The organism is Pseudarthrobacter humi (assembly GCF_024294965.1).
GTDB lineage: Bacteria > Actinomycetota > Actinomycetes > Actinomycetales > Micrococcaceae > Arthrobacter > Arthrobacter humi.
Window position 1 is genome coordinate 398,472 of the sequence record NZ_JANCLV010000001.1, and the last position, 22,470, is coordinate 420,941.

At 65.2% G+C, this 22,470-nt stretch carries 24 protein-coding genes; 12 read left to right on the top strand and 12 right to left on the bottom strand.

Going from position 1 to position 22,470, the window contains the following annotated elements:
- Nucleotides 1-282 precede the first annotated feature (282 nt).
- The 4 genes from NFC73_RS01975 to NFC73_RS01990 all read right to left on the bottom strand — a co-directional run bounded on the left by NFC73_RS01975 (nt 283) and on the right by NFC73_RS01990 (nt 2,436).
- Nucleotides 283-741 carry a pyridoxamine 5'-phosphate oxidase family protein gene (locus tag NFC73_RS01975; RefSeq protein WP_254747211.1) on the bottom strand — a complete coding sequence of 153 codons (459 nt, stop codon included), beginning with the start codon at nt 739-741 and terminating at the stop codon, nt 283-285.
- Nucleotides 742-765: 24 nt separating this feature from the next.
- A complete protein-coding gene (locus NFC73_RS01980; RefSeq protein WP_254747212.1) occupies nt 766-1,620 on the bottom strand; it encodes a universal stress protein in 855 nt (284 codons plus the stop codon).
- The gene (locus tag NFC73_RS01985; protein WP_372494561.1) at nt 1,607-1,774 is read right to left on the bottom strand and encodes a universal stress protein; all 168 of its coding nucleotides are present in this window, start codon (nt 1,772-1,774) and stop codon (nt 1,607-1,609) included. The genes NFC73_RS01980 and NFC73_RS01985 overlap by 14 nt, the downstream gene beginning before the upstream one ends.
- 122 nt (nt 1,775-1,896) lie before the next feature.
- Nucleotides 1,897-2,436: a DUF5129 domain-containing protein gene (locus NFC73_RS01990; protein WP_254747213.1), complete on the bottom strand. Its 540-nt coding sequence runs from the start codon at nt 2,434-2,436 to the stop codon at nt 1,897-1,899.
- Between the two features lie 243 nt (nt 2,437-2,679).
- Between NFC73_RS01990 and NFC73_RS01995 the strand changes: the two genes are divergently transcribed.
- The gene (locus NFC73_RS01995; protein ID WP_254747215.1) at nt 2,680-4,275 is read left to right on the top strand and encodes an ABC-F family ATP-binding cassette domain-containing protein; all 1,596 of its coding nucleotides are present in this window, start codon (nt 2,680-2,682) and stop codon (nt 4,273-4,275) included.
- 36 nt (nt 4,276-4,311) lie between these two features.
- On the opposite strand, the gene corA is transcribed toward NFC73_RS01995, so the two are convergent.
- From corA to NFC73_RS02010, 3 genes are read right to left on the bottom strand one after another with little or no spacing between them, the layout of a single operon-like run.
- Nucleotides 4,312-5,307, bottom strand: coding sequence for a magnesium/cobalt transporter CorA (corA, locus tag NFC73_RS02000; protein WP_254747217.1), 996 nt, complete (start codon nt 5,305-5,307; stop codon nt 4,312-4,314).
- A gap of 1 nt (nt 5,308) precedes the next feature.
- A complete protein-coding gene (locus NFC73_RS02005; RefSeq protein ID WP_254747219.1) occupies nt 5,309-5,734 on the bottom strand; it encodes a DUF1761 domain-containing protein in 426 nt (141 codons plus the stop codon).
- Between the two features lie 9 nt (nt 5,735-5,743).
- On the bottom strand, nt 5,744-6,280 hold the full coding sequence (locus NFC73_RS02010) for an Lrp/AsnC family transcriptional regulator (protein WP_254747221.1): 537 nt from the start codon (nt 6,278-6,280) through the stop codon (nt 5,744-5,746).
- Between the two features lie 167 nt (nt 6,281-6,447).
- On the opposite strand from NFC73_RS02010, the gene NFC73_RS02015 reads away from it, so the two are divergent.
- The gene (locus NFC73_RS02015) at nt 6,448-7,689 is read left to right on the top strand and encodes an MFS transporter (protein ID WP_254747223.1); all 1,242 of its coding nucleotides are present in this window, start codon (nt 6,448-6,450) and stop codon (nt 7,687-7,689) included.
- Here the strand turns inward: NFC73_RS02015 and NFC73_RS02020 are convergent.
- Both NFC73_RS02020 and NFC73_RS02025 read right to left on the bottom strand, forming a co-directional pair.
- Nucleotides 7,686-8,189: an Lrp/AsnC family transcriptional regulator gene (locus NFC73_RS02020; protein WP_254747225.1), complete on the bottom strand. Its 504-nt coding sequence runs from the start codon at nt 8,187-8,189 to the stop codon at nt 7,686-7,688. The two genes, NFC73_RS02015 and NFC73_RS02020, sit on opposite strands and share 4 nt — an antisense overlap.
- A gap of 121 nt (nt 8,190-8,310) precedes the next feature.
- The gene (locus NFC73_RS02025) at nt 8,311-9,597 is read right to left on the bottom strand and encodes an MFS transporter (RefSeq protein WP_254747227.1); all 1,287 of its coding nucleotides are present in this window, start codon (nt 9,595-9,597) and stop codon (nt 8,311-8,313) included.
- Nucleotides 9,598-9,688: 91 nt separating this feature from the next.
- Between NFC73_RS02025 and NFC73_RS02030 the strand changes: the two genes are divergently transcribed.
- Together NFC73_RS02030 and NFC73_RS02035 are read left to right on the top strand one after the other, a co-directional pair.
- Nucleotides 9,689-10,675 (top strand): LysR substrate-binding domain-containing protein, encoded by a 987-nt coding sequence (locus NFC73_RS02030; RefSeq protein WP_254747229.1) that lies wholly within the window; start codon nt 9,689-9,691, stop codon nt 10,673-10,675.
- A 92-nt stretch (nt 10,676-10,767) separates the two neighbouring features.
- Nucleotides 10,768-11,745, top strand: a complete 978-nt coding sequence (locus NFC73_RS02035) for an N-acetylglucosamine kinase (protein WP_372494543.1) — start codon at nt 10,768-10,770, stop codon at nt 11,743-11,745.
- Here the strand turns inward: NFC73_RS02035 and NFC73_RS02040 are convergent.
- Entirely contained in the window at nt 11,731-12,771 is a 1,041-nt protein-coding gene (locus tag NFC73_RS02040) for a pirin family protein (RefSeq protein ID WP_254747231.1), read from the bottom strand. The genes NFC73_RS02035 and NFC73_RS02040 overlap by 15 nt on opposite strands.
- A 228-nt stretch (nt 12,772-12,999) precedes the next feature.
- Between NFC73_RS02040 and NFC73_RS02045 the strand changes: the two genes are divergently transcribed.
- The 6 genes from NFC73_RS02045 to NFC73_RS02070 all read left to right on the top strand — a co-directional run bounded on the left by NFC73_RS02045 (nt 13,000) and on the right by NFC73_RS02070 (nt 18,762).
- Nucleotides 13,000-14,100, top strand: coding sequence for an ABC transporter ATP-binding protein (locus tag NFC73_RS02045; protein ID WP_305884499.1), 1,101 nt, complete (start codon nt 13,000-13,002; stop codon nt 14,098-14,100).
- Nucleotides 14,100-14,810 carry an ABC transporter permease gene (locus tag NFC73_RS02050; protein ID WP_254747236.1) on the top strand — a complete coding sequence of 237 codons (711 nt, stop codon included), beginning with the start codon at nt 14,100-14,102 and terminating at the stop codon, nt 14,808-14,810. The genes NFC73_RS02045 and NFC73_RS02050 overlap by 1 nt, the downstream gene beginning before the upstream one ends.
- Complete coding sequence (locus NFC73_RS02055; RefSeq protein ID WP_254747238.1) at nt 14,807-15,553, top strand: ABC transporter permease; 747 nt, start codon at nt 14,807-14,809, stop codon at nt 15,551-15,553. The genes NFC73_RS02050 and NFC73_RS02055 overlap by 4 nt, the downstream gene beginning before the upstream one ends.
- Nucleotides 15,550-16,503 (top strand): ABC transporter substrate-binding protein, encoded by a 954-nt coding sequence (locus NFC73_RS02060; RefSeq protein WP_254747240.1) that lies wholly within the window; start codon nt 15,550-15,552, stop codon nt 16,501-16,503. The genes NFC73_RS02055 and NFC73_RS02060 overlap by 4 nt, the downstream gene beginning before the upstream one ends.
- 134 nt (nt 16,504-16,637) lie before the next feature.
- Nucleotides 16,638-17,858, top strand: a complete 1,221-nt coding sequence (locus tag NFC73_RS02065; protein ID WP_254747242.1) for a pyridoxal phosphate-dependent aminotransferase — start codon at nt 16,638-16,640, stop codon at nt 17,856-17,858.
- 49 nt (nt 17,859-17,907) lie between these two features.
- Entirely contained in the window at nt 17,908-18,762 is an 855-nt protein-coding gene (locus NFC73_RS02070; protein WP_254747244.1) for a polyphosphate kinase 2 family protein, read from the top strand.
- A 27-nt stretch (nt 18,763-18,789) separates the two neighbouring features.
- Here NFC73_RS02070 and NFC73_RS02075 read toward each other — a convergent pair whose 3' ends face one another.
- Together NFC73_RS02075 and xseA are read right to left on the bottom strand one after the other, a co-directional pair.
- The gene (locus NFC73_RS02075; RefSeq protein WP_058931826.1) at nt 18,790-19,008 is read right to left on the bottom strand and encodes an exodeoxyribonuclease VII small subunit; all 219 of its coding nucleotides are present in this window, start codon (nt 19,006-19,008) and stop codon (nt 18,790-18,792) included.
- On the bottom strand, nt 18,989-20,314 hold the full coding sequence (xseA, locus tag NFC73_RS02080) for an exodeoxyribonuclease VII large subunit (protein WP_254747246.1): 1,326 nt from the start codon (nt 20,312-20,314) through the stop codon (nt 18,989-18,991). Before xseA ends, NFC73_RS02075 begins: the two co-directional genes overlap by 20 nt.
- Nucleotides 20,315-20,517: 203 nt before the next feature.
- On the opposite strand from xseA, the gene NFC73_RS02085 reads away from it, so the two are divergent.
- Complete coding sequence (locus NFC73_RS02085) at nt 20,518-21,369, top strand: hypothetical protein (RefSeq protein ID WP_254747248.1); 852 nt, start codon at nt 20,518-20,520, stop codon at nt 21,367-21,369.
- 9 nt (nt 21,370-21,378) lie between these two features.
- The gene (locus NFC73_RS02090; protein WP_141141107.1) at nt 21,379-22,458 is read left to right on the top strand and encodes a 4-hydroxy-3-methylbut-2-enyl diphosphate reductase; all 1,080 of its coding nucleotides are present in this window, start codon (nt 21,379-21,381) and stop codon (nt 22,456-22,458) included.
- Nucleotides 22,459-22,470 lie beyond the last annotated feature (12 nt).

A 22,470-nucleotide genomic window follows, 5' to 3' on the forward strand; every position in this document is an offset into this window, starting at 1 on the left:
CCGCTACTTTGGCGCACACGGGCGCGCGACCCGGGAACTCAGGTCCCTGCTTGAGGTTCCAGGCAAGTTGCCTGCCGGCGGACAAAGTTCCTTTGTCGCGGACCCGCGGGCCCGCGGGAACGCCCGGTCATGATGGTGGGTGACGGCGTCAACAACGCCCCGGTCCTGGCCGCCCCGATATTGGTGTCGCCATGGGTGACGGCGGCGGTGGGCGGCACGCCGGCGGGCGTTGCAGTGCGGAGATAACGGCCGACGTCGAGACTTCACCTTTCGGTGGGACGCTCAGGTCCCTTGTGAGTCCAGCGGAGGCCACCACCGGGACGGGGGATTGATGACAAAGCGCCGGCCGCTGACTTCCGACGGTGTCACCCGGACCAGGTTGTCCTTGCTGCCAGGCTCCCACGGCGACAGGCCGGCGTCTGCCGCTTCCTGAACGTCTTGCGCGCTATCCACTACTTCGGCAGTTCCTTTGACGATGACGCTCCACGCAATGGTGCCGTATGCATTCAGGCCGTCCGCTTCCAGAACGATCGTGGCCCCGCCGAGCACCGCGTCCAGTTTGGTTCCGGGTCCGGTGCGGAAGACTACGGTCCCGTAGTCGGGGACGTAGTTCACCGGGAAGATCTCCGGCCCGCTTGCCGTTGATACGGCAACCCGGCCGACCGAAGCTGATCGGAGGTATTTCCAGCAGTCATGAACGTTGAGGACTTCCGTCTGGCGTCCTGAAGTGTCGTTTTGCATGCTCGCAGGCTACTACGTCTGGTGCTATTTACGGTGGATTGGCGTTAGCACTGTGGGGCATGGAAGGTGCGTCAGAACTGCGTGAGCTGTGGAACCGAGCAGCAGCCGTTTGAAACCGCCCCTTCCACGGCTCCCCACCACCAGCAGCTGGGCGTTGGCGGCGGCTCTTACCAGCGCCCCAGCCGGTTCCATCTCCGTGTCCAGGACCTTGTGCACTACAAGGTCGGGGTAATCCTCGCCGAGGCCAGAGACCGTTTCGGACAACACCATCTGTTCCTCATCCCTAATTCGCTGGGCCAGCGTCCCGGTGAGAGCACCGCTGTCGACCCATTTGTCAGGTTCCCAGATGGCATAAACCACCGTAAGCTCTTGGCCCTCCCGGTCTGCCTCCGCGGCAGCGAACGCAACGGCCTGGGTGGCGTCTTCCGATCCGTCAACGCCCACAACCACTCCCTGTCGGCCTTCGACGTCCCGGTCTCCGATGACCGCGACCGGGCACTTCGCTGCAGCGGCGACCTGTAGAGCCCGGTCCGTCAGCGAACCACCCAAATGCGGAGCGCCGGACCCGACTACCAGCATCGATACCTGGGTAGAGTACTTTCGCAGCGAGCCCGCGATTCCTCCCTCCAAGACTTCGGTGGTGATCTCAACCGGAAGCGTGCCCCTCACGCGCCCGGCAGCGGTCTCCAGCAGCTGTTCACCCTTCTCCAGCAGCGCTCCGGTCCACGGGATCGGTTCGGCCACCCATCGGTCGTCAACAACGTACAGAATGATCAGCGGAAGGCCAGCCTTGGCAGCCCGGCTGGCAGCCCACGTCACGGCTGCCTGGCTTTGCGGAGAATCGTTGGTGGCGACGGCGATTGGTTTAGACGTTCTCACGGCTGGCCTCCTTCTTCTTGTCGGGGCTATGGACAACTAATACGGGGCAGTGCGCATGGGCAACACATGCTGAACTGACAGATCCCAGGTGCGGGCCGCCGAATCCTCCATGCCCACGCCTGCCAACAACGATCAACGAAGCCTTGGTTTCCATCGCCACGTATCCGGCGTAAACCTGCGGATCCCTGAATCCTCCATGAACGTTCCCTTCCGTACGCGCCTGCTGCCTCTCCAGCGTGGGGCGCAAAACTACGGACCTGTAGGGCCGAAAGTCACCTAGAAACGCGACGAACTGGTGCTCCAGCGGTTCAACAACCGCATTGCTGTCGGCGATGACGTCATCCAGGGCATCCTGGTCACAGGCCTTTGGGGGGCGTTCTGGATGTCATCGCGCTGTTCAAGCGAAACCTTCCGGTCCTCGCCCATGCAGGAGCCCACATGCCGGCCCACAGGATCGAAGGCAAGATCGAAATGCGCTACTCCGCCCATTACATTCACTTGATTTCTGGTGGGGACGCCGCCGCTTCCCGGCGCCAATACCGGGAAGGTTCTTGGGTTTCCAGGGGGAATTGCCTCGACCCGGGCTGCCTGGCGGGCGGCCGGACCGATTACCAGCAGGACGCTGGCGGCAGTGACGCCGGAAAGGGCACTTACTGCCCGCTCCACCAGCCCTGGTTCCGAGGGGAGGGCCGCTTCCGCCGGCAGTGGTCCGTTGCCGGCATCGGTCCGTCGCCACACAGTGACTTTGGCGCCGGTCGCGGCGGTGGTCGCGGTGGACAACGCCTCCGGATCCGACGCCGTCACCAAGGTGACCATCTCAATGGTGTGCGCGCCGGATGGGCCCGCGGACACCAGGTGGGCGCATGGCACTGCTGGGTTCGCCGGTTGCCAGTGCCGCGACGGCGTCGGCAGATGCGGCGAAGGGATGGCCTACCACCATCTCGGAGTTTTCGGCCCAGCGGGGCGCAACGCCATGTCTGCACAGGATGCTTGATTCGAATAGGCTTGCAGGACCCCCACCGCTTCCAAGCGTTACCATGACTGGATTGGACACCATCAATGAGTTTGATCCGGCTGAACGACGTCAATGTGAGCTTTGACAAAACCCAGGTGCTCCGTGAAGCCTTTTTCAAGCTTGAAGCCGGGGACAGGGTCGGCCTGATCGGCAAGAACGGTTCGGGCAAGTCCACCATCCTGAAGCTGATCCAGGGGCAGATGGCTCCCGATTCGGGGACCGTCGCCGTCGAGCTCGGAACCAAGGCTGCCTACTTCTCCCAGTTCTCCGAGCTGAACGGCGAAGCCACCATCGCGGAGGTCCTGAACGGACTGTTCGCCCACGTCAAGGAGATCGAAGCCGATCTCGCAGGCATTGACGCGGCCATCGCCGCCGACTCCTCGGACGCAGCTCGGCTGGATGAACTGATCCACCGCCAGTCGGAACTCTTTGAGGCGATGGACCGGCTGGATGGCTGGGACTACCAGCGCAGCATCGACAAAGTCCTTACCACCCTCGGCTTCAGCCATCACCACCGCACCTGCGCCATCGACGAGCTCTCCGGCGGCTGGCGGAACCGGGCAGCGCTGGCAAAGATCCTGCTGGAAGCCCCGGACGTCCTCCTGCTTGACGAACCCACCAACTACCTTGACGTGGACGGCGTCGAATGGCTCGAAGGCTGGTTCCGGACGTTCAAAGGCGCTGCGATCATCGTCTCGCACGACCGGAAGTTCCTGGACTCCGTTGTCACCCGGATCATCGAAGTGGAGAACTTCCACCTCCACGAGTACCCGGGAAACTTCGCCGAATACGTGGTGGCGAAGCAGTTCAAGCTCAAGAGCCTGGAGAGCCAGTTCGTTCACGAGTCCGAACTGCTGGCCTTCGAGGCCGAAGGCATCTCCGACCGGCGGGAAGCGGCCAAGGCGGCCGGCAAGGGAGTGGCAAACCAGCTGGCCAGGATCAAGAAGTCCCGGGCGCCCCGGCCGGTGGACCAGATCATCACGGAGATTTACGGCGGTCTGTACGTCAAGGATGTCCTGTGCCGGGTGGAGTCCCTGAGCAAGGCCTACGGCGGCCGGACGCTGTTCAGCGGCCTCAGTTTCGAGATCGGGCGCGGTAACCGCATCGCCGTCGTCGGGTCCAACGGCAGCGGCAAGACCACGTTGCTCCGGGCGCTCACCGGCGAAGAACCGGCCGATTCAGGCAGCGTGGCCTGGGCCAAGGGCGCCGGAATGGTCTCCTACAACCAGGTCCTGGAAGAACTGGACGACGACGACACGGTTACCCATGCGGTCAACGCGATGCCTGACAGCCTTGCCCTGACAGCGACGAAGAAGTCGGTGAACAGGTTCCTTGCCATGTTCCAGTTCTCCGAAGCTGATCTCAAGCAAAAGATCGGCAACCTCTCAGGCGGCCAGCGCGCCCGTGTGGCCATGGCCCAGTGCCTGCTCTCGGGTGCTTCGGTGCTGCTGCTCGATGAGCCGACCAACCACCTGGACCTCTCCAGTACCCAGGTTATGGAACGCGCCCTGCTGCATTTCCCGGGAGCAGTGGTGGTGGTCAGCCACGACCGCTTTTTCACCGACAAGGTTGCCAACCGCCGGCTGGTATTCAGTGCTGCAGACTCAGGCCATGGGAGTGTGGAACTCCACGTCGCCTGAGGCTCGGCGGAGCCCTGGGCCCCGCAACCGCCGGCCCTACAGCCAGCCTTTCCTCTTGAAAATGGCGTACATCAGGCCTGCGGTGCCGGCCATCAGGGCGATGGCCATCGGGTAGCCAATGACCCAGTGGAGTTCGGGCATGTGATCGAAGTTCATTCCGTAGACCCCTGCTACGAAGGACGGTGCAAAGAAGATCGCCGCCCAGGAGGAGATCTTCTTCACCTGTTCGTTCTGTTTGGCGCTGGCCTCATTCTGCCGGTTGGCGGTCAGCGTTCCGTCCAGCGTGAGGGCGTTCTGCAACAGGTCACGGAATGAATCTGCGCGCGAGATGACCCGCTCCACATGGTCCTCGACGTCCCGCAGGCTGTGCTGCAGTTCAGAGTCCACGCCGTACTTTTCAAAGCCACGCTTGAGCTGCTGCATCATGTCCGGCAGGGGATGGATGGCGCGCTGGAACTGGATGACTTCGCGGGCCAGTTCGTAGATGCGGCGGGAGACGGTGCTGTCCCCGCCGAAGAGCTGGTCCTCGATCTCGTCAATGTCGTTTTCCAGCCCGGCCACCACCGGTGCGTAGTCGTCCACCACCAGGTCCAGCAGCGCGTAGAGGACGGCTTCCGGGCCGTGTCGGAGCAGGTCAGGCCGGCCCTCCAGGCGGCGTCTCACCCGGGCGACGCCGGCCATTTCGGCATGGCGGATGGTGACCACAAAATTCCGGCCGGTGAAGATGTGCAGCTCGCCGAACTCCACGGTCTCGGTGGCGTCCAGGTACCGCGCCGGGCGGAGCACCGTAAAGAGGTTGTCCTCGTAGCGTTCAAGCTTGGGGCGCTGGTGCGCCGAGATGGCGTCCTCCACCGCCAGGGCGTGCAGCCCGAATTCGGTGGCAACGGCCGTCATTTCGGCCGCCGTGGGCCGGTACAGCCCGATCCAGGCCATGCCCCCGTGCTCGGCGAGCGTTTCGAAGGTCTGTTCCAGGCTCTCCGGTTCCGCGCTGCGGACGCCGTCCACGTAGACGGCATTGTCGATGATGGTCACGTCAGGACATGGCCCCGATGATCGCGCCGGCCACCGTCATGGCGAGCAGGTCGTGTCCGGAATCGATCAGGGTGACAGTTGTCGGGCGGCCGGCAAACCCGTTGTGGATGACGTGCCCGCCGGCGCGGAACACCAGCGCGAGCACCAGGGCGAACATACCGCCCGCCGCTGCATTGTCCAGGCCCAGCTTGCTGATCAGGACAGCCAGCAGGACAGCGGTCAGGGCTGCGGTGACCATCATGGGAACCCAGATCCCTGCGCCGCCGCTGATGTTCTTGAGGTCCTCTTCAGTCTTTCCGATGGCGGCCATCCACCGCTTGCCCAGCACGGCCGGCAGGTACCAGACAAAGCCGATGGCCATGCTCGAGACGAAGGCCAGCGCCACGGCGAGCCAGTTGATCTGTGAAATATGCGATAGCCAATCCATGTTCGAATCCTAACTGCCGTCGGCGGGCCCGCCGACGCGCCCGGTCAATTGCCCGGGCCGTGTTGGGGTGCCGGGCGCGGCCTGTGCGAGGCGCCTGATCAGGGGTTCGGTCCGGTACGGAATATGGGTGTGGAGAGCCAGGACAGTTTCGGTCCGGATGACGCCCTTGATGCGGAGGATCTGGCGGAGGGCGGACTGCAGGTTGTGCGTATCGGTGGCCACCACACGGCACCACACGTCACCTCGCCCCGAGATCTCATGGACCTCCAGGACCTGGGGGAGCAGCCGGAGGGCGCCGACGACTCCGTCCAGTTCCCGGTGCGTCACTTCGATCGTGACGAAGGCGACGACGTCGTACCCCACGGCCTCGAGGTCGATCTCGCGGCCGCCGTCGTGCAGCACGCCGGCCCGGAGCAGGCGCCGGACCCGTGACTGTGCGGTGTTGCGCGCAATCCCCAGCGCTTCGGCTAACTCGCCGATCTGGATGCGGGGATCGTGGATGAGTTCCAGGAGGATCTTCAGGTCAGTGGGATCAAGGGTGGGCAAACTGTCACTTTCAGTTATTAGAGACACCATAAATTGCGTATTTTGCTCAATTATTCCACGAACAAGCGCCGAAACGGTCACCTTTGAAGCAGTCTTTAGGTATCAATTTCCCCCGGGGCGGCCTCCCACAAGGACCTCCCTCCCCGGTCGACGCCAAGGCAGCGCCAATGACAGTCTTTAATGAACTCCGCATGCGTCCGGCCACCGCCGGGCGTCAGGGCTGGGATGCATCCACCACCGCACGGCTGGTGATGGCCGGCGCCGTCATCTTCACTTTGCTGGTCGGTGCGAACCTGGCCACGCCTCTGTATCCGCTGCTCCAGGCAAACCTTGGCCTCTCGGCACTCGGCGTCACGGCGGCCTTTGCCAGCTATGTCCTGGCCCTGGTGGCAACGCTGATGCTGGCCGGGCACTGGTCGGACCACATCGGCCGGCGGGCGGCGCTCATCCTGGCTGTACTCGCTGGACTGGCGGGCAGTTGGGTCTTCTCGCAGGCCGGAAACCTCGTGGTGCTCTCTGCCGGACGGGCCCTTCAGGGTGTGGCCGTTGCCCTGGCCACGGGTGCCAGCGCAGCCGCGCTGCGGGAACTGCTCCCGACCCGGCCTGAGTGGGCCACCCGTTTCACCCTGCTGGCGACGGCGGGAGGGGTGGCAGCCGGTCCGGTCATCGGAGGCCTGCTGTCGCTGCTGCCCGGGCCCACAACCGCCCCGTACTATGTTCACTCGCTCGCCCTGGCGGCAATGCTGGTGCCGCTGTACCTGCTCCAGGCCCGGCCGGCCATCAAGCCTCCGGTCGGCCGTCGACCCGTCCTGGTCCTGGCTCCCCGACGGCCTTCGGTATCCACCCAGGCGAGGGGCGCTTTCTGGCTGGCGGCCGCCGTCGGCTTCCTCAGCTTCTCCGTCTTTGGATTTTGCCTGTCGCTGGCACCGGGCTATTTCGCCCCTATCGTTCAGACCGATTCACGGCCGTTGACCGGCGCCCTGGCCGGGATGACGCTGGCCGCCTCCGCCCTGAGCCAGGTGCTGTCCGTGCGGGGCCGCTTTGTGGTGCCCGCAGGGCTGGCGGTCCTGGGCGCCTCGGTGCTGCTCCTGGCTGCAGCGGCCGCCTGGAGCAGCCCGCTGCTGCTCGCCGCCGCCAGCGTTTGTGCGGGGCTGGGCCAGGGGGTTGCCTTCCGGACGGTCTTCAATGATGTGGCCGCCAAGGTGGAATCGTCACAGCACGCCCAGGTCATCAGCACCGTTTATGTCATCACGTACCTGGGCAGCGCTGTACCGGTCATCGGGCTGGGCTGGGCCACGGCGGTGTTCGGGCTGCCGACGGCGGTCGCGGGCTTCGTGGTGCTGTGCAGCGCCGCCGCACTGGCGCTGTCCGCCGTCACGCTTCGGACGGCCCTGCAGCGGACAGCCTAGGCCGGCAGCGGGCCGTGGTTTCCCTGGATGTGCTCAAAGACGAGGGTGGTCTCGGTGTGGCCTACCACGGGATCGGTGGCGAGATTGTCCAGTACCCAGTCCCGCAGGTCCTCGGTGCTGGCAACGGCGATGTGCAACAGGTAATCCACGGAGCCTGACGTGTGGAAGGTGGAGAGGACTGCGGGCAGGTGCGGAACGCGGGCTGTAAAGCGGTCGATCTGGTCCCTGTCGTGGGCCCGCAACCGGACGGCCACAAGCGCCTGGACGGACCTGCCGATGGCCGTGAGGCTGAGTTTCGCCTCAAATCCCTTCACAATGCCACGTTCGGATAATGCGCGGGTCCGCATGAGCGCGGTGGACGGTGCAATGCCCACCAGTTCTGCCAACTGCTTATTGGAGATCCGTGCATCGTCCACCAAGGCGGCCAGAAGCCGTTCATCGATGGCATCCAGCGGCTCAAAGTGGCTGGCCGGCCGGATGCTTTTTGGGTTGCTGCTCATGGAATCTCCTTGAATGTCCGTCAGTTCATCCTAGACGCCGGATTCCTGTTGATCACCCCGGAACGCAACCATCCCTGCCGAATAATCGCCAGACGGACGTGCCATTTAATGGCGGATCGTTCTACGGCCGCGCGGCTTGCGCCTGCCCTTGCGTGGCGGCCCGTGCGGTTTCGTCGTTCCCCCGGGGATGTACGACGGCGACTGTCACCGCCGTGATGCACGCCAGGGCCATGATTGCCGCGGCAAGCGCCGTCCAGCCCAGGGACTGGAACACCAGTCCGCCCGCCCAGCCGATGACGCTCGACCCCAGGTAATAGGCCAGGTTGTAGAGCGACGATGCCTGGGCGCGACCGGTGGTGGCGATGCTTCCGGTCCAGCCTGCGCCGATGCTGTGGGCCGCAAAGAAGCCGCCGGTGAATATCACCAGGCCGGCAAGGATCACGGCGAGCAGCTGCGTAAGCGTCAGCGCCAGCCCTGCCACCATCAGGACGACGCCACCCAGGAGCACATTCCTGCGGCCAAACCTGGCCGTCAACCCGCCGGCCCAGCGGGAAGAGAACGTTCCGGAAAGGTACGCCAGGAAGATCAGGCTGATCAGGGTGGCAGGCAGGGTGAAAGGCTCAGCGGACAGCCGGAAGCCGAGGTAGTTGTAGACGGCCACAAACCCGCCCATCATCAGGAAGGCCTGGATGTAGAGCGCCAGCAGCCGGGGATTGCGCACGTGCCCGCCGAGCGTCGCCATGGCACCGCTCAGCCCGGCGGCCTTGGCGGCGGTGAATCCCTTCGCCCGTGGTACCAGAGCCAGGAACAGCACCGCGGCCACCGTTGCCAGCAGGGAAACGGCCAGGGCGGCCGTGCGCCAGCCCCATAGCTCCCCTGCAGGTCCTGCCACGAGCCGTCCGGCCAGCCCGCCCAGCGTGGTGCCGGCAACATAGCTGCCCGCGGCCATGGCCGCATGGGCCCTGTTCACTTCCTCGTTCAGGTAGGCGATGGCGATGGCCGGGATCCCGCCCAGCGCCATGCCTTCCAGCAGCCGCAAGGCCAGCAGGGCGCCAAAAGTGGGGGCGAGCGGTACCAGCAGGCCCAGGACAGTGGCGGCGGAGATGCCCCATGCCATGGCCTTGACCCTGCCGATCCTGTCCGCGAGAAAGGACCACGGAATGACGGTGATGGCCAGGCCCACTGTGGCCAGCGAAATGGTCAACGCGGCCTCTGCCGCGGTCACCTTCAGGTCTGCCGCCAGGAGCGGCAAGACCGCCTGGGTGGAGTAGAGCTGGGCGAACGTTGCCACGCCTGCGAAGGCCAGGCCGGCCAGAATCTTGTTGTAGGCGGCGGAGCCTTTGGGATGTCCCGCCCAGTGATCCTGCGCTGGACTGAACGTTCCCGGGGCTGCGGCATTCTGTGGCATAGCTCAAGGGTAGGCTTCGGCAACGTATGCTTCCAATGCATCTTTTAGGCATAATTCATGTCTAGAATGGAACGTTTGAAAGGCGGAGCCCATGCACGCGGACCACAAACAGCTGGTAAAGCTCCTGCCACTGCTCCCCATCCTGGCCGAGCTGGGCCGGACCCAGCACGTCACGGAAACGGCCGAACTCCTTGGAGTACCCCAGTCCACGGTGAGCCGGGCACTGTCCCGGGCCAGCGCCGTCGTCGGAACTGAACTGCTGATCCGGGACGGACGGGGCATCCGCCTCACGGCGGCCGCCCGGACGCTGCTGCCGTACATCGAGTCGGCCCTGACCGAGTTCCAGGCCGGACTGGACCTGGTCCGTCACGAGTCGGACGTGGTGCGGGGGAAGGTGTCGCTGTCCTTTCAGCACACGTTCGGGGAGGCCACCCTGCCCGTGCTCATCAGTGCCTTCCGCAGCCGCCACCCGGAGGCAGGCTTCATCCTCAGCCAGGGGGCGCGGGACACCTGCCTGGCGGAGCTGGCCTCGGGCCAGGCGGACCTGGCACTGACCGCCCCTGTTCCGGCGGCAAGCAGCACCATCTCTTCGGCGTCGCTCTACCGTGAGCCCCTCCGGCTGGTGGTTCACCACGGGCACCCGCTGGCTGGACGGGACGCCGTCCGGATGCAGGACATCCGCCGGGACCCCTTCGTCGCCCTGGAGCCGGGGTACGGCATGCGGTCACTGACGGATGCCTTGTTCCGCGAGGCAGGCTTCCGGCCGCGGATCGCCTTCGAAAGCCAGGACACCCACACCGCACGTGGATTGGTCGCCGCGGGACTTGGCGTCAGCATCCTGCCGCCCGGCGGCAATGCCCCGGGGCGCCGCATCAGCCCGGAAACCGGCAACCTGGGCTGGGTTGAACTTGCGTTGGAATCCGGCCTGGCGTTCCGCGAAATCGGGCTGGGCTGGCGCCGGCGGAAACCCGGCCCCGACGCCGAGCCCGATCCTGTGCGCTTCTTCCGGGAGATGGTCCTGGAGGAAGGCCCTCAATTGCTGGCGGGCCTCGTGGCCGCCCGTTCAGGCAGGGGATAGGCGGCGCGGTGTTGAATAGGACGTGTTGAGACACGACGGCGTCCCGCGGCGTGGCAGTGATTCGCCGGCAGCGTTTCAGTAGGCTGGGGGACGTGACTGACACCGAACACCCCCAGACCACAACTTCCGGACTCCACCCGTTGGGCGGCGCCGCGTCCGCGGCCGCCCCGGGTCCCCTCGCGGGTGTCATCATCGGCCTGGACATCGGCGGGACGAAGACCCGCGGCGTCAGGTTTGAGGACGGGGTTGCCGTGGCAGACGAGTCCGCCGGCAGCTCCAACGTCCAGAACGTCAGCCGCGAACAGGCGGCACTGAACCTCGCGGATCTCTTCGCGCGGATCGGCGGCGGCCAGGTGGCCCAGGTGTATGCCGGGGCCGGTGGCATAGACACCGACGACGACGCCGCAGCCCTTGCCGCGCTGATCGAGCCCCATGTTCCGGGAGCCAAAGTCACAGTGGTCCACGATTCACGGCTGCTGCTGGCCGCGGGCGGCGCCAGTACCGGAGTGGCCGTGATTGCGGGAACCGGCTCTGCAGCCTGGGGAAGGAATGCCGCAGGCGACGAGGCCCGTGCCGGCGGCTGGGGCTACCTGCTTGGGGATGAAGGCAGCGGCTACTGGCTGGGCCGTGAGGCGGTCCGGCACAGCCTGCGCCGGATGAACCAGGGTCTACCGGCGGACCAGCTGACCGAAGCGCTGCTTGCAGCCTGCGGAGTGGACCACCCCAACAAGCTGATTGCGCTCTTCCATTCCCCGGACACCGGCCGCCGGTACTGGGCCCAGCAGGCACGCCTGGTGGTGGACGCGGCAGCGGCGGGCCACACGGTCAGCCAGGAGCTGCTGGACCAGGCCGGCAAGGACCTTGCCGGCCTGGCGACGCAGGCCCTGCGGAAGCTTGGAATCGACGGCCCGGTAATTCTCGGCAGCGGACTCGGCATGAACGTGATTCCGCTGCAGGACTCCTTCCGGAGCCACCTGGCCGCAGCCGGCGTCTCCGATGTCCGTGTCCTGGACCAGGACCCTGTGTTTGGCGTCCTGAAGCTGGTCTCGGAAGCGTCAGGGGCCCACTGACCGCTTCCGGGGTGTCAGCCTGACGGCCGGCATGATGGGGGCGGGGATGCGTCCGGCTTCGGTGCCCGCATCCGGGCCGTGCCCTTCAACCAGCCCGTAGCGGGCTCCGCGGGCAGCAGCGTCTGGCAGTGCGGCCTGGGCTTCCCAGTCCGCACGCGCCTGCTCCACTTCGTCGTGCGTGCGGCCCACGAAGTTCCACCACATCAGCAGTTCCTCCTGGAACGGTTCCCCGCCGATCAGGAGCAATCGCGTGCCGGGGAGGGCCTGGAACTCCAGCGTCGTACGTCCCGCACCCAGGTAGCCCAGCGGCCCGCGCGGGACCTCCTGCCCGTCCAGCATCAGCCCGCCGTCGAGCACCAGGACGGCGTGCTCAAAGTGAGCGTTCAGCGGCAGGACGGCAAGGCCGTCGCAGGAGATGTCCGCTCCGATGATGGGGGAGTACATCGTGGCCGGTGACACCGCCCCGGCGAATTCGCCCACCATCACCGTCGCAGTGAAACCCGGCCCCGTCACGGAAGGCAGTTCGCGGTGCTGCTCGAACGCCGGTTCGCGATGGCGTTCCGTATCCGGCAACGCTACCCAGAGCTGCAGGCCGCGCTGCACGGGCAGCGGCGCGCCGGCGTCGGGACCTGCATCGGAATCTGGAAGCACGGCGAACTCGGAGTGGGACACCCCGTGCCCGGCGGTCATGATGTTCAGCTCACCTGGCCGGACCACAACGTCGCTGCCCACGCTGTCCCGGTGCCGGATGTTCCCAGCAAGCGGCCAGGTGACCGTCTGCAGGCCCGTGTGCGGGTGGGGGAGTACGGACATGGCGATGCGGTCCGGACCGAAACTGTCCAGGAAGCACCAGGCTCCGATGGTGGGCAGGCCGCGCTGGGGGAGTGTGCGCCGGACGTTCATGGCCCGCACGCCGCCCAGCGGAACCTCCCGTTCGGGCCAGACCTGCAGGCAAGGGCCGGATGTCCCTTCAGGGCCTGCGGGTGGACAAAGTTCCTGTTGCGGAGCCACTTCCAAGTTGGTCACAGACCAACTCTAGGCGCGGGCAGGGCCGGGCGTAAGCGCAGCACGGGCACCTGTGGTCGAAAGACCCATCCGCGGGCGGCTGTCCAACGAATGGTTACAGTAGGGATTCGCTTGCCCGGATTGACTTCGGATCCGGTTACGCTGTGAACGGATTGCGTTACCGTAAATATCAGTGAGCTTATGCCCAACACTGTCCGATGCCGTCCAACAGAACAGGTAAGTCCGGGAATGGACCAAGCCATGATTGAGTTCCAGAGCGTCACCAAGCAGTATCAGGGCGGGCAGCCCGCGGTGGACCAGCTCACCATGTCCATCGACAGGGGCTCCATCACCGTTTTTGTAGGGCCGTCCGGCTGCGGCAAGACCACCTCGCTGCGGATGATCAACCGCATGGTGGAACCGACGTCCGGCGTGATCACCGTGGACGGGCGGGACGTGACCTCGGTTCCTGCGGCGGAGCTGAGACGGTCCATGGGCTACGTCATGCAGTCCTCCGGGCTGATGCCGCACCGTTCCGTGCTGGACAACATCGCCACGGTGCCCCGGCTCAACGGCGTTTCCAAGGCCGAGGCCCGCAAGCGCGCCACGGAACTGCTCGACGTCGTCGGGCTGGCTTCCGCGCTCGGGAAACGGTACCCCTCCCAGCTCTCGGGCGGCCAGCAGCAGCGCGTCGGTGTGGCCCGGGCGCTGGCCGCCGATCCGCCAGTCCTGCTGATGGATGAACCGTTCAGCGCCGTTGACCCCGTAGTGCGTGACGAACTGCAGCAGGAACTCCTGAGGCTGCAGAAGGACCTCGCTAAAACCATCGTTTTCGTCACGCACGATATCGACGAGGCAACTATTCTCGGCGACAAGGTGGCTGTTTTCGCGGTCGGCGGCCGGCTGGCCCAGTACGCCACCCCTGAGGAAATCCTCCGGGCACCGGCCAATGATTTTGTGGCGTCCTTCGTGGGGCGGGACCGCGGCTTCCGCCACCTCGGGTTCACCACGTCCGACGCCGTGACCATCCACCCGGTGCCCACGCTCGTGATGAGTGGTGGCCAGTTCGCCGGCGATCCCGCTGCGGTGACCGACTGGCAGCTCGTGGTGGATCCGGACCTGCACCCGTTGGGCTGGGCGAGGCCGGGGACGGACTCGGATCTCATCCCGGGAGGGTCGCTCTTCCGCCCCGGCGAGACGCTGCGGCGGGCGCTGGACTCGGCCCTTTCGTCCCCGTCCGGCCAAGGTGTGGCGGTGGACGGCGACGGCAAGGTCCTGGGGACCGTCAGGGCACAGGAGGTCCTCGGCGTCATTGAGGAAGCCCGCCAGGTCAGGCAGGCTGCGCTCTGATGGAGTGGTTCCTGGCAAACAGCGGCATGGTCATGGGACTGGCGGGCCAGCACCTCGTCCTGGCCCTCATCCCGATGGTCCTGGGGCTGGTTATTTCCATTCCGCTGGCGCAGCTGGCGCGGACCCACCCTGCGCTTCGGTCGGTGGTGGTGACCGCCAGCTCACTGCTGTACACCGTCCCGTCGCTGGCGCTGTTCATCATCCTGCCCTCGATTCTCGGAACCCGGATCCTGGACCCGCTCAACGTCATTGTTGCCCTGACCATCTATGCGGTGGCGCTGCTGGTCCGGGCCGCCCTGGATGCCTTTGACTCCGTGGAGGAGGATCTCCGGCAGGCTGCGATCGCCATGGGGTACAAGCCGTGGCTCCGCTTTGTCCAGATCGACCTGCCGCTCTCCCTTCCGGTGATGTTCGCCGGGCTGCGGGTGGTCTCCGTCAGCAACATCTCCCTGGTGAGCGTCGCGGCACTCCTGGGCGTGGGGAACCTGGGCATGCTGTTTACCGACGGACTGCAACGGAACTTCGTCACCGAAGTGGTGGTGGGAATCATCGCCATCCTGGTGCTCGCGCTGCTGATGGATGCTGTACTGGTCGTCCTGGAAAGGCTGCTGACGCCGTGGACCCGTGCCGCAAAGGCGTCCGGCCCCTCGGCGCCTTCGGCCGCCCGCTACCTGGCCGATGCGAACGTCCATGCTGGGGCCGCGCCATGAGCAACATTTTTGCGGACACCCTTGCCTGGATTGCCGATCCCCTGCACTGGACCGGCAGTTCCGGCATCCCCGTGCGGCTCCTCGAACATCTTCAGTACAGCGGGCTGGTCCTCGTGATTGCCGCTGCCATCGCGGTCCCGGCAGGGCTCTACATCGGGCACACCGGCCGCGGACGCGTGGTGGCTGTAGCGGTGGCGGGTGCGCTGCGGGCTCTGCCTACCCTGGGCCTGCTGGTCCTCTTCGCCCTCGTGGCGGGAAGCAGCCTGATGCCGCCGGTATGGGCGCTCGTCATCCTGACCGTGCCGCCGCTCCTTGCCGGAACGTACGCAGGTATTTCAAGTGTGGACAGGACCGTGGTGGATGCGGCCCGGGCCATGGGCATGACCGAACGTCAGATCCTGTTCCGGGTTGAGCTGCCCAACGGACTGCAGGTGATGTTCGGCGGCGTCCGAACCGCCGTTCTGCAGGTCATCGCCACGGTTTCCGTCGTTGCGTACCTGCCTTTGGGCGGTCTGGGCCGCTACCTATTTGATGGCCTGGCGCTGCAGGACTTCCCGCGGATGCTTGCCGGCTCCTTGCTGATTGCCGGCTTGGCCATCGCGGTTGACCTCATCCTGGCCGCGGTGCAAGGAGTCCTTCTTTCGCCCGGCCTCAAAACCGATCTGCACGGTGGCCAGAAGGCCGCCGCTGATCTCCCAGCTGCCGCGCCTGCGCCAGCTGCTCTTCAAGGAGGTACCCCATGAAAGAAAACACCAGGACAATCCTTACCCGCCGGGGACTGGCTGGTATGGCTGCCGGCGTCGGTCTGGCCGTCGCGTTGACGGCCTGCGGCGGGAGTGATCCGTTGAAGACCCCCAGCACCAGCGCCGGAAGCGCCGGCGGCGGCTCGTTGGTGGTCGGCTCGGCTGACTTCCCGGAGAGCCAGATCGTGGCTGAGATCTATGCCGGTGCACTTACTGCGGCAGGAGTCACGGCAACCACCAAGCCCAACATCGGTGCCCGCGAAATCTACTTCAAAGCGGTCCAGGACGGCTCGGTTGACCTTGTTCCGGATTACTCCGGCAACCTGCTCTCGCACGTGGATCCTGAAGCTGCCGAGGTCTCGGCCGACGACATCTACAAGGCCCTGCCGGGCAAGCTCCCCGAGGGTTTGGCAGTCCTGGAGGCAGCCAAGGCCGAGTCCAAGGACGCCATGGTGGTCACCAAGGCCACACAAGAGAAGTACCAGCTGAAGTCCATTGAGGACCTCGCCAAGGTCTGCAAGGACCTGACCATGGCGGCGCCGGCCACGTTCGAAACCCGCGCCTATGGCTTCCCGGGACTCAAAAAGAACTACGGCTGCGAACTCAAGGCCCTGAAGCCCTTCAGCGACGGCGGCGGCAACCTGACCCTGCAGGCCCTGCTGACCGACGACGTCCAGGTGGCTGACATCTACACCACCACACCGTCCATCGCGGACAACGACCTGGTGGTGCTGGAGGATCCCAAGAACAACTTCAAGGCCCAGCAGGTCCTGCCGCTGTACAACAAGGCAAAAATGACCGACAAGGCCAAGGACGCGCTCAATGCCGTATCGAAGGTCCTCACCACTGAGGACCTGGTCAACCTCAACCGCGCAGTCAGCGGCAGCCAGAAGCAAAATGCCAAAGACGCCGCCGCCACCTGGCTCAAGGACAAGGGCATCGTCAAGTAACACCTGACTCCACAACGCCATCACGACGGCGGCTGCCGGACCCGCACGGGCCGGCAGCCGCCGTCGTCTGCTCTCTGCGCGTCTGTGTCTGAGGTCTCAACGGAAGTACATCCGTCATATGGCATATTTGATGGATGGCAGAATTCAAGCAGTCCACCAAGCTTCACAACGTCCTTTACGACATCCGTGGACCGATTCTTCAGGCCGCCCAGCAGATGGAGGCCGAGGGTCACCGGATCCTCAAACTGAACATCGGAAACCCTGCGCCGTTTGGATTTGAAGCCCCGGACGCGATCTTGGTGGACATGATCCGCCATCTGCCCCATGCCCAGGGTTACAGCGACTCCCGGGGCATCTTCTCGGCCCGGACCGCGGTCTCCCAGTACTACCAGACCCGCGGAATCCAGAACATCCATGTGGACGACATCTACCTGGGCAATGGCGTCAGCGAACTGATCACCATGTCCCTCATGGCGCTCCTCAACGACGGCGACGAGGTGCTGATCCCCACACCTGACTACCCGCTGTGGACCGCTTCCGTTGCCCTGGCGAGCGGGAAGCCCGTGCACTACCTCTGCGATGAGGAATCAGGCTGGCAGCCGGACCTTGAGGATCTTGAAGCCAAGATCACTCCCCGTACCAAGGGCATCGTGGTGATCAACCCCAACAACCCCACGGGCGCGGTCTATCCGGAAGAGACGCTGAAGAAGATCGTGGCGCTGGCCGAGAAGCACGGCCTGATCCTTTTCGCCGATGAAATCTACGAAAAGATCCTGTACGAGGACGCCGTGCACATCAACATGGCCGCGCTGACGGGCGACGACGTCCTTTGCCTCACTTTCAGTGGGCTGTCCAAGGCCTATCGCGTCTGCGGCTACCGCGCCGGCTGGATGGCCATCTCGGGCCCCAAGAAGGATGCCTCGGATTACCTGGAGGGCATCAGCCTCCTGGCCAACATGCGCCTCTGTGCCAACGTGCCCGCCCAGCATGCCATCCAGACCGCGCTCGGCGGCTACCAGAGCATCAAGGACCTCATCCTCCCCGGTGGCAGGCTGCTGGAACAGCGGAACAAGGCCTACGACATGCTCAACGCGATCCCGGGTGTGAGCACACAGCAGGCCCGTGGCGCGCTGTACCTGTTCCCGCGCCTGGATCCGGAAGTCTTCCACATCCGTGATGACGAGAAATTTGTCCTGGACCTGCTGAAGGAGCAGAAGATCCTGGTGTCACACGGCCGGGCGTTCAACTGGGTCCGGCCTGACCACTTCCGCATGGTCACGTTGCCGAACGTCAAGGATATTGAAGAAGCGATCGGGCGCATGGGGGACTTCCTTAGCCGGTACCAAGGGAACTAGCCTGTGGTGACGCGTCTTTCGGCGCGTGGAACCTTGGGAAAGGACCCCAATGGCCGACGTCGTTGAGTTCGATAAGCACCCCGTCGATACGCTGAGGGTGGGGAAAGGGTTCTCGCTGGCCGGCGCCGACCCTGACGCGACGCCCGGTTACAAGGGCAGCAAAGCCGATGGACAGGCAATTCTGGCTGAACTGGACGGCGCCTTGGCCGAGCTTCAGGAAAAGCTGTTCGCGGAGTCGCGCTTCGGCGGGAGAAAACGGCTTCTGTTGATCCTGCAGGCCATGGACACCGCGGGCAAGGGCGGAATAGTCAAGCACGTCATGGCCGCCATGGATCCGCAGGGCGTCCAGTTCAAGGCTTTCAAGGCACCCACCGAGGAGGAGAAGTCCTATGACTTCCTCTGGCGGATCCAGAAGGAGGTGCCAGGAGCGGGCATGGTGGGCATCTTCGACCGCTCCCACTATGAGGACGTCCTGATCCACCGGGTCCACAACTGGGCGACGCCGGACGAAATCAAGCGCCGCTACCGGGCCATCAATGAGTTCGAGGCGCGCCAGGCCGATGCCGGAACCAAAATCATCAAGGTGATGCTCAATATCAGCAAGGATGAACAGAAGGCCCGGCTCCTTGCCCGGCTGGACAACCCCGCCAAGCACTGGAAATACAGCAGCGGTGACCTCAAGGAGCGGGCGTTCTGGGGCGACTACATGGACGCCTACCAGGCTGCCTTCGACGAGACCAACACGGACGCGGCACCCTGGCATGTGGTTCCGGCCAACAAAAAATGGTACGCCAGGATCGCGGTGCAGCAGTTGGTGCTGGGCGCGCTGTCTGACATGAAGCTGGAATGGCCAAAGGCGGAGTTCGACGTCGGGGTGGAACGCGAGCTCATCGAAAGGTCCTAGGCTGCCGCCTGGCGGGGCCGTGACTGGTCAGAGCGGCTGGTCGCGGGCGGCAGCGAGCCGCTTGCGGGCGCCCTCCAGCCACTCTTCGCAGCGCTTTGCCAGGGCTTCGCCGCGCTCCCAGAGTGCCAGGGATTCCTCGAGGCTGGCGCCGCCTGCCTCAAGCTTCCCCACCACCTGCACCAGTTGTTCGCGGGCTTCCTCATAGCTCAGTGCTTGGATTTCCGGGTCAGGCTTTGTTTCGGGCATGTGCTTCTCCTTGTTGAAGTTCCCCAGTGGAAGTGGCGCCGAACAGGCCATGGGCGACGCGTACGGACAACGCAGTTCCCGACGGCGCCTCCGACGGGTCTCGGACCACCGCATGGCCGGCAGCTTCGGTGGCACGGGCCGGCCGGCCGTTGGCCAGTTCGACCACGGCGTAGCCGCGGTCCAGCGTTTTTTGTGGTGACAGGGCACGGACCTGGGCCTGCAGGTGAACCAGCTGGTCAGCCGCCCGTACCACCGTTGAACTGACAGCGGCCGATGATCTCCGCAGGAGGCGTTCGATTTCCTCCGCTCGTCCGGTGACCATGGCTTCCGGGGTGGCCAGAACAGGCCGGGAATGGAGTGCGGACAACCGGTCCGATTCCCTGTCCACGAGCCTGCCGATGCTCCTGCGAAGGTGCTCCCGTGCCTGGCGCACGCCCGCCAGTTCCTCGGCAACGTCAGGCACGATCCTCTTGGCCGCATCAGTGGGCGTCGACGCACGCAGGTCCGCCACGTCGTCGAGAAGGGGACGGTCCGCCTCATGTCCGATGGCGCTGACCACCGGGGTGGCCGTGGCCGCGACAGCACGGATCAGTTCCTCGCTGTTGAAAGGCAGCAGGTCCTCCAAGGCTCCGCCGCCCCGGGCGATGACAATGACGTCCACGTCGGGGCGGTTGTCCAGTTCCTGCAGGGCGCGGATTATTTGCGAGACCGCGGTGTTGCCCTGGACCGCCACTTCCCGGATCTCGAATTCAACTGCGGGCCAGCGCAGTGCCGCGTTTTGGACGACGTCTTTTTTGGCATCGGAGTCCCGTCCGGTAATCAGGCCGATACGGTGCGGGAGCAACGGCAGTGGTTTCTTCCGTGAATCGGCAAACAGCCCCTCGGCGGAGAGGGCCTGGCGCAACCGTTCGATCCGCGCCAGCAGGTCGCCAAGCCCTACGGGCCTGATATCCCGAACCTGCATGTTGAGCCGCCCGGTCTTCAGCCAGAACTCCGGTTTGAGCAAGGCCACCACGCGGGAGCCACGCTCCAGGGGCATGTTCTGCCGGTCCAGAACCTTGGTCCAGACCGACGCCGGCAGGGAAACTTCCGCGTCCACGTCCCGGAGGGTGAGGTACGCGTTACCCCCGCGGCGGTTCATTTCGATGACCTGGCCTTCGACCCATGCGGACGGGGTGCGATCGATATGGGCCTTGAGCTTCTGTGACAGCAACTGCAGAGGCCATGGATTGTCCGGGCTGGTCTCAGCGGCCGTGGCAGGCAACGTGGTGGCAGCTGTGCCCGGCAGGGCAGCCTGTTCAGACATGTCCGCTGCCCCGGGAAGCTGTGGGTGGCGGCATGGTGGTCCTTTGTTCGGCAGGTAGCGGTTCGTGCTTGAATGGCGGCCGCCAGTGCACTGGCGGTTGCCATTCAACCTTATCCATAAGCTCTATCACCCGAGACTGACATTCCTTGTCCAGACACCCGCCCTATGATGGCTGTGCAGCCGCCAACCCGTAAGGACCCGTTTTGCGCACCTTCATTTCAGCCATCGCCGTCGTCGTAGGCGTTTTGCTGTCCGCCCTGGCCGTACCCGCCATTTGGCTTGACCGCAACGTGGTTCAGGCGGATGGCTTTGTGGCTCTGGCCGCTCCCTTGGGGCGGGACGCAGAATTCCAGCAGCGGCTCGCCACGGCCGCTGTGGGCACCATCGATGCAGGGGCCATCCCGGACGCCCTGGCAGGTCTGGTCACGCCAGTGCTTGAAGCGGCCGCCGGTTCCCTCACAGCTTTGCCCGGCTACCCGGCGGCTTGGGAGGAAACACTGCGGAAGAGCCACCGGCTCAGCTTCGCCGCACCCGAATCGGCTCCCGCCGCACCTGACTCTCCGTCGTCGCTTACGTTGGACGTGGCACCCCTGGTGGCACTGGCGACGGAGGAGCTCGCACACACCACGGGACTCCCGCTGACTGCGCCGGAGCAGACGCTGGTCAACGTTGGCGAGCCTGAGCAGCGCCAAATGGTCGAGAGAGCGTCCGCCTACGCGCCGCTTGGCTACTCCCTTGCCATTGGAGCGGGAATCGCCTTTGCGCTAGCGCTGGTGTCCGCGCGCCGTCGCTGGACCGTGGTTCTCGCTGTGGGACTGGGGGCGCTGGCACTGGCGGGCCTGTGGGCTGCCGGCTCGCAGTTCGCCAGGGATGCCGTTGTGGGGACGGCCAGCGGCAACGGGCTTTCGGACATGTTCAAGAATGCGTTTGTGGCGGCCGCGTCCAGCAGCTTCCAATTCTGGGTCGGTGCTGCCGCGATAACCGGCGCTGTGCTTGTCACTGCGGCCGTTGTGATCCGGATCGCTTCGCCGGGGCGGCGGGCCCCCACCCGGTAGCATGGAGGGATGACTTCCTCAGCTGTGTCCCTCTCGATGCCAACTGTCCCGCGCAGGCGGCGCTCGCCTGAGGAGGTAGCCGCCGCGGCTCCGGTGACCGGTCCCAAGAAGGTCCTCCTGGCTGCGCCGCGCGGCTACTGCGCCGGTGTGGACCGGGCCGTGATCGCCGTCGAGAAGGCCCTGGAGCACTACGGTCCGCCGGTATACGTCCGGAAGCAGATCGTGCACAACGTCCACGTGGTGAGCTCGCTTGAGGCGCAGGGCGCCATCTTCGTTGACGAGACGGACGAGGTCCCCGAGGGCGCCCTGGTGATCTTTTCCGCCCACGGCGTATCCCCGGCCGTCGTCCAGTCCGCCGAAGACCGCGGGCTGCGCACCATCGACGCCACCTGCCCGTTGGTGACCAAGGTTCACAAGGAAGCCGTGCGGTTCGCCAAAGACGACTTCGACATCCTGCTGATCGGCCACGACGGTCACGAAGAAGTCGAGGGCACCGCCGGCGAAGCTCCGGAACACATCCAGATCATCAACGGTCCCCATGAAGTGGACAAGGTAACCGTCAGGGATCCGGAAAAGGTCATCTGGCTGTCCCAGACCACCCTCAGCGTGGACGAGACCATGGAAACGGTCCGCCTGCTGAAGGATCGGTTCCCCACCCTGCAGGATCCTCCCAGCGACGACATCTGCTACGCCACCACCAACCGCCAGGTGGCCATCAAGAAGATCTCCCCCCAGGCTGACCTTGTCATTGTGGTGGGATCGGCCAACTCCTCGAACTCCGTCCGCCTGGTGGAAGTCGCCCTGGAGTACGGTGCCAAGGCCTCCTACCGCGTGGACTTCGCCAACGAAGTGGACGAGGCATGGTTTGAAGGCGTGGCTACCGTCGGCGTCACCTCAGGGGCTTCAGTGCCGGAGCTCCTGGTCACGGACGTCCTGCGACTGCTGGCCGACTACGGTTATGGTTCCGTGGAAGAAGTTGTCACGGCCGAAGAAGACCTCCTTTTCTCGTTGCCGAAGGAACTCCGCGCAACCCTGAAGGAAGCCGGAGACGTCAGTCGGGCGCTCGGCGGCCGCCGGTCCCGCGACTGACATCTCCGGCAA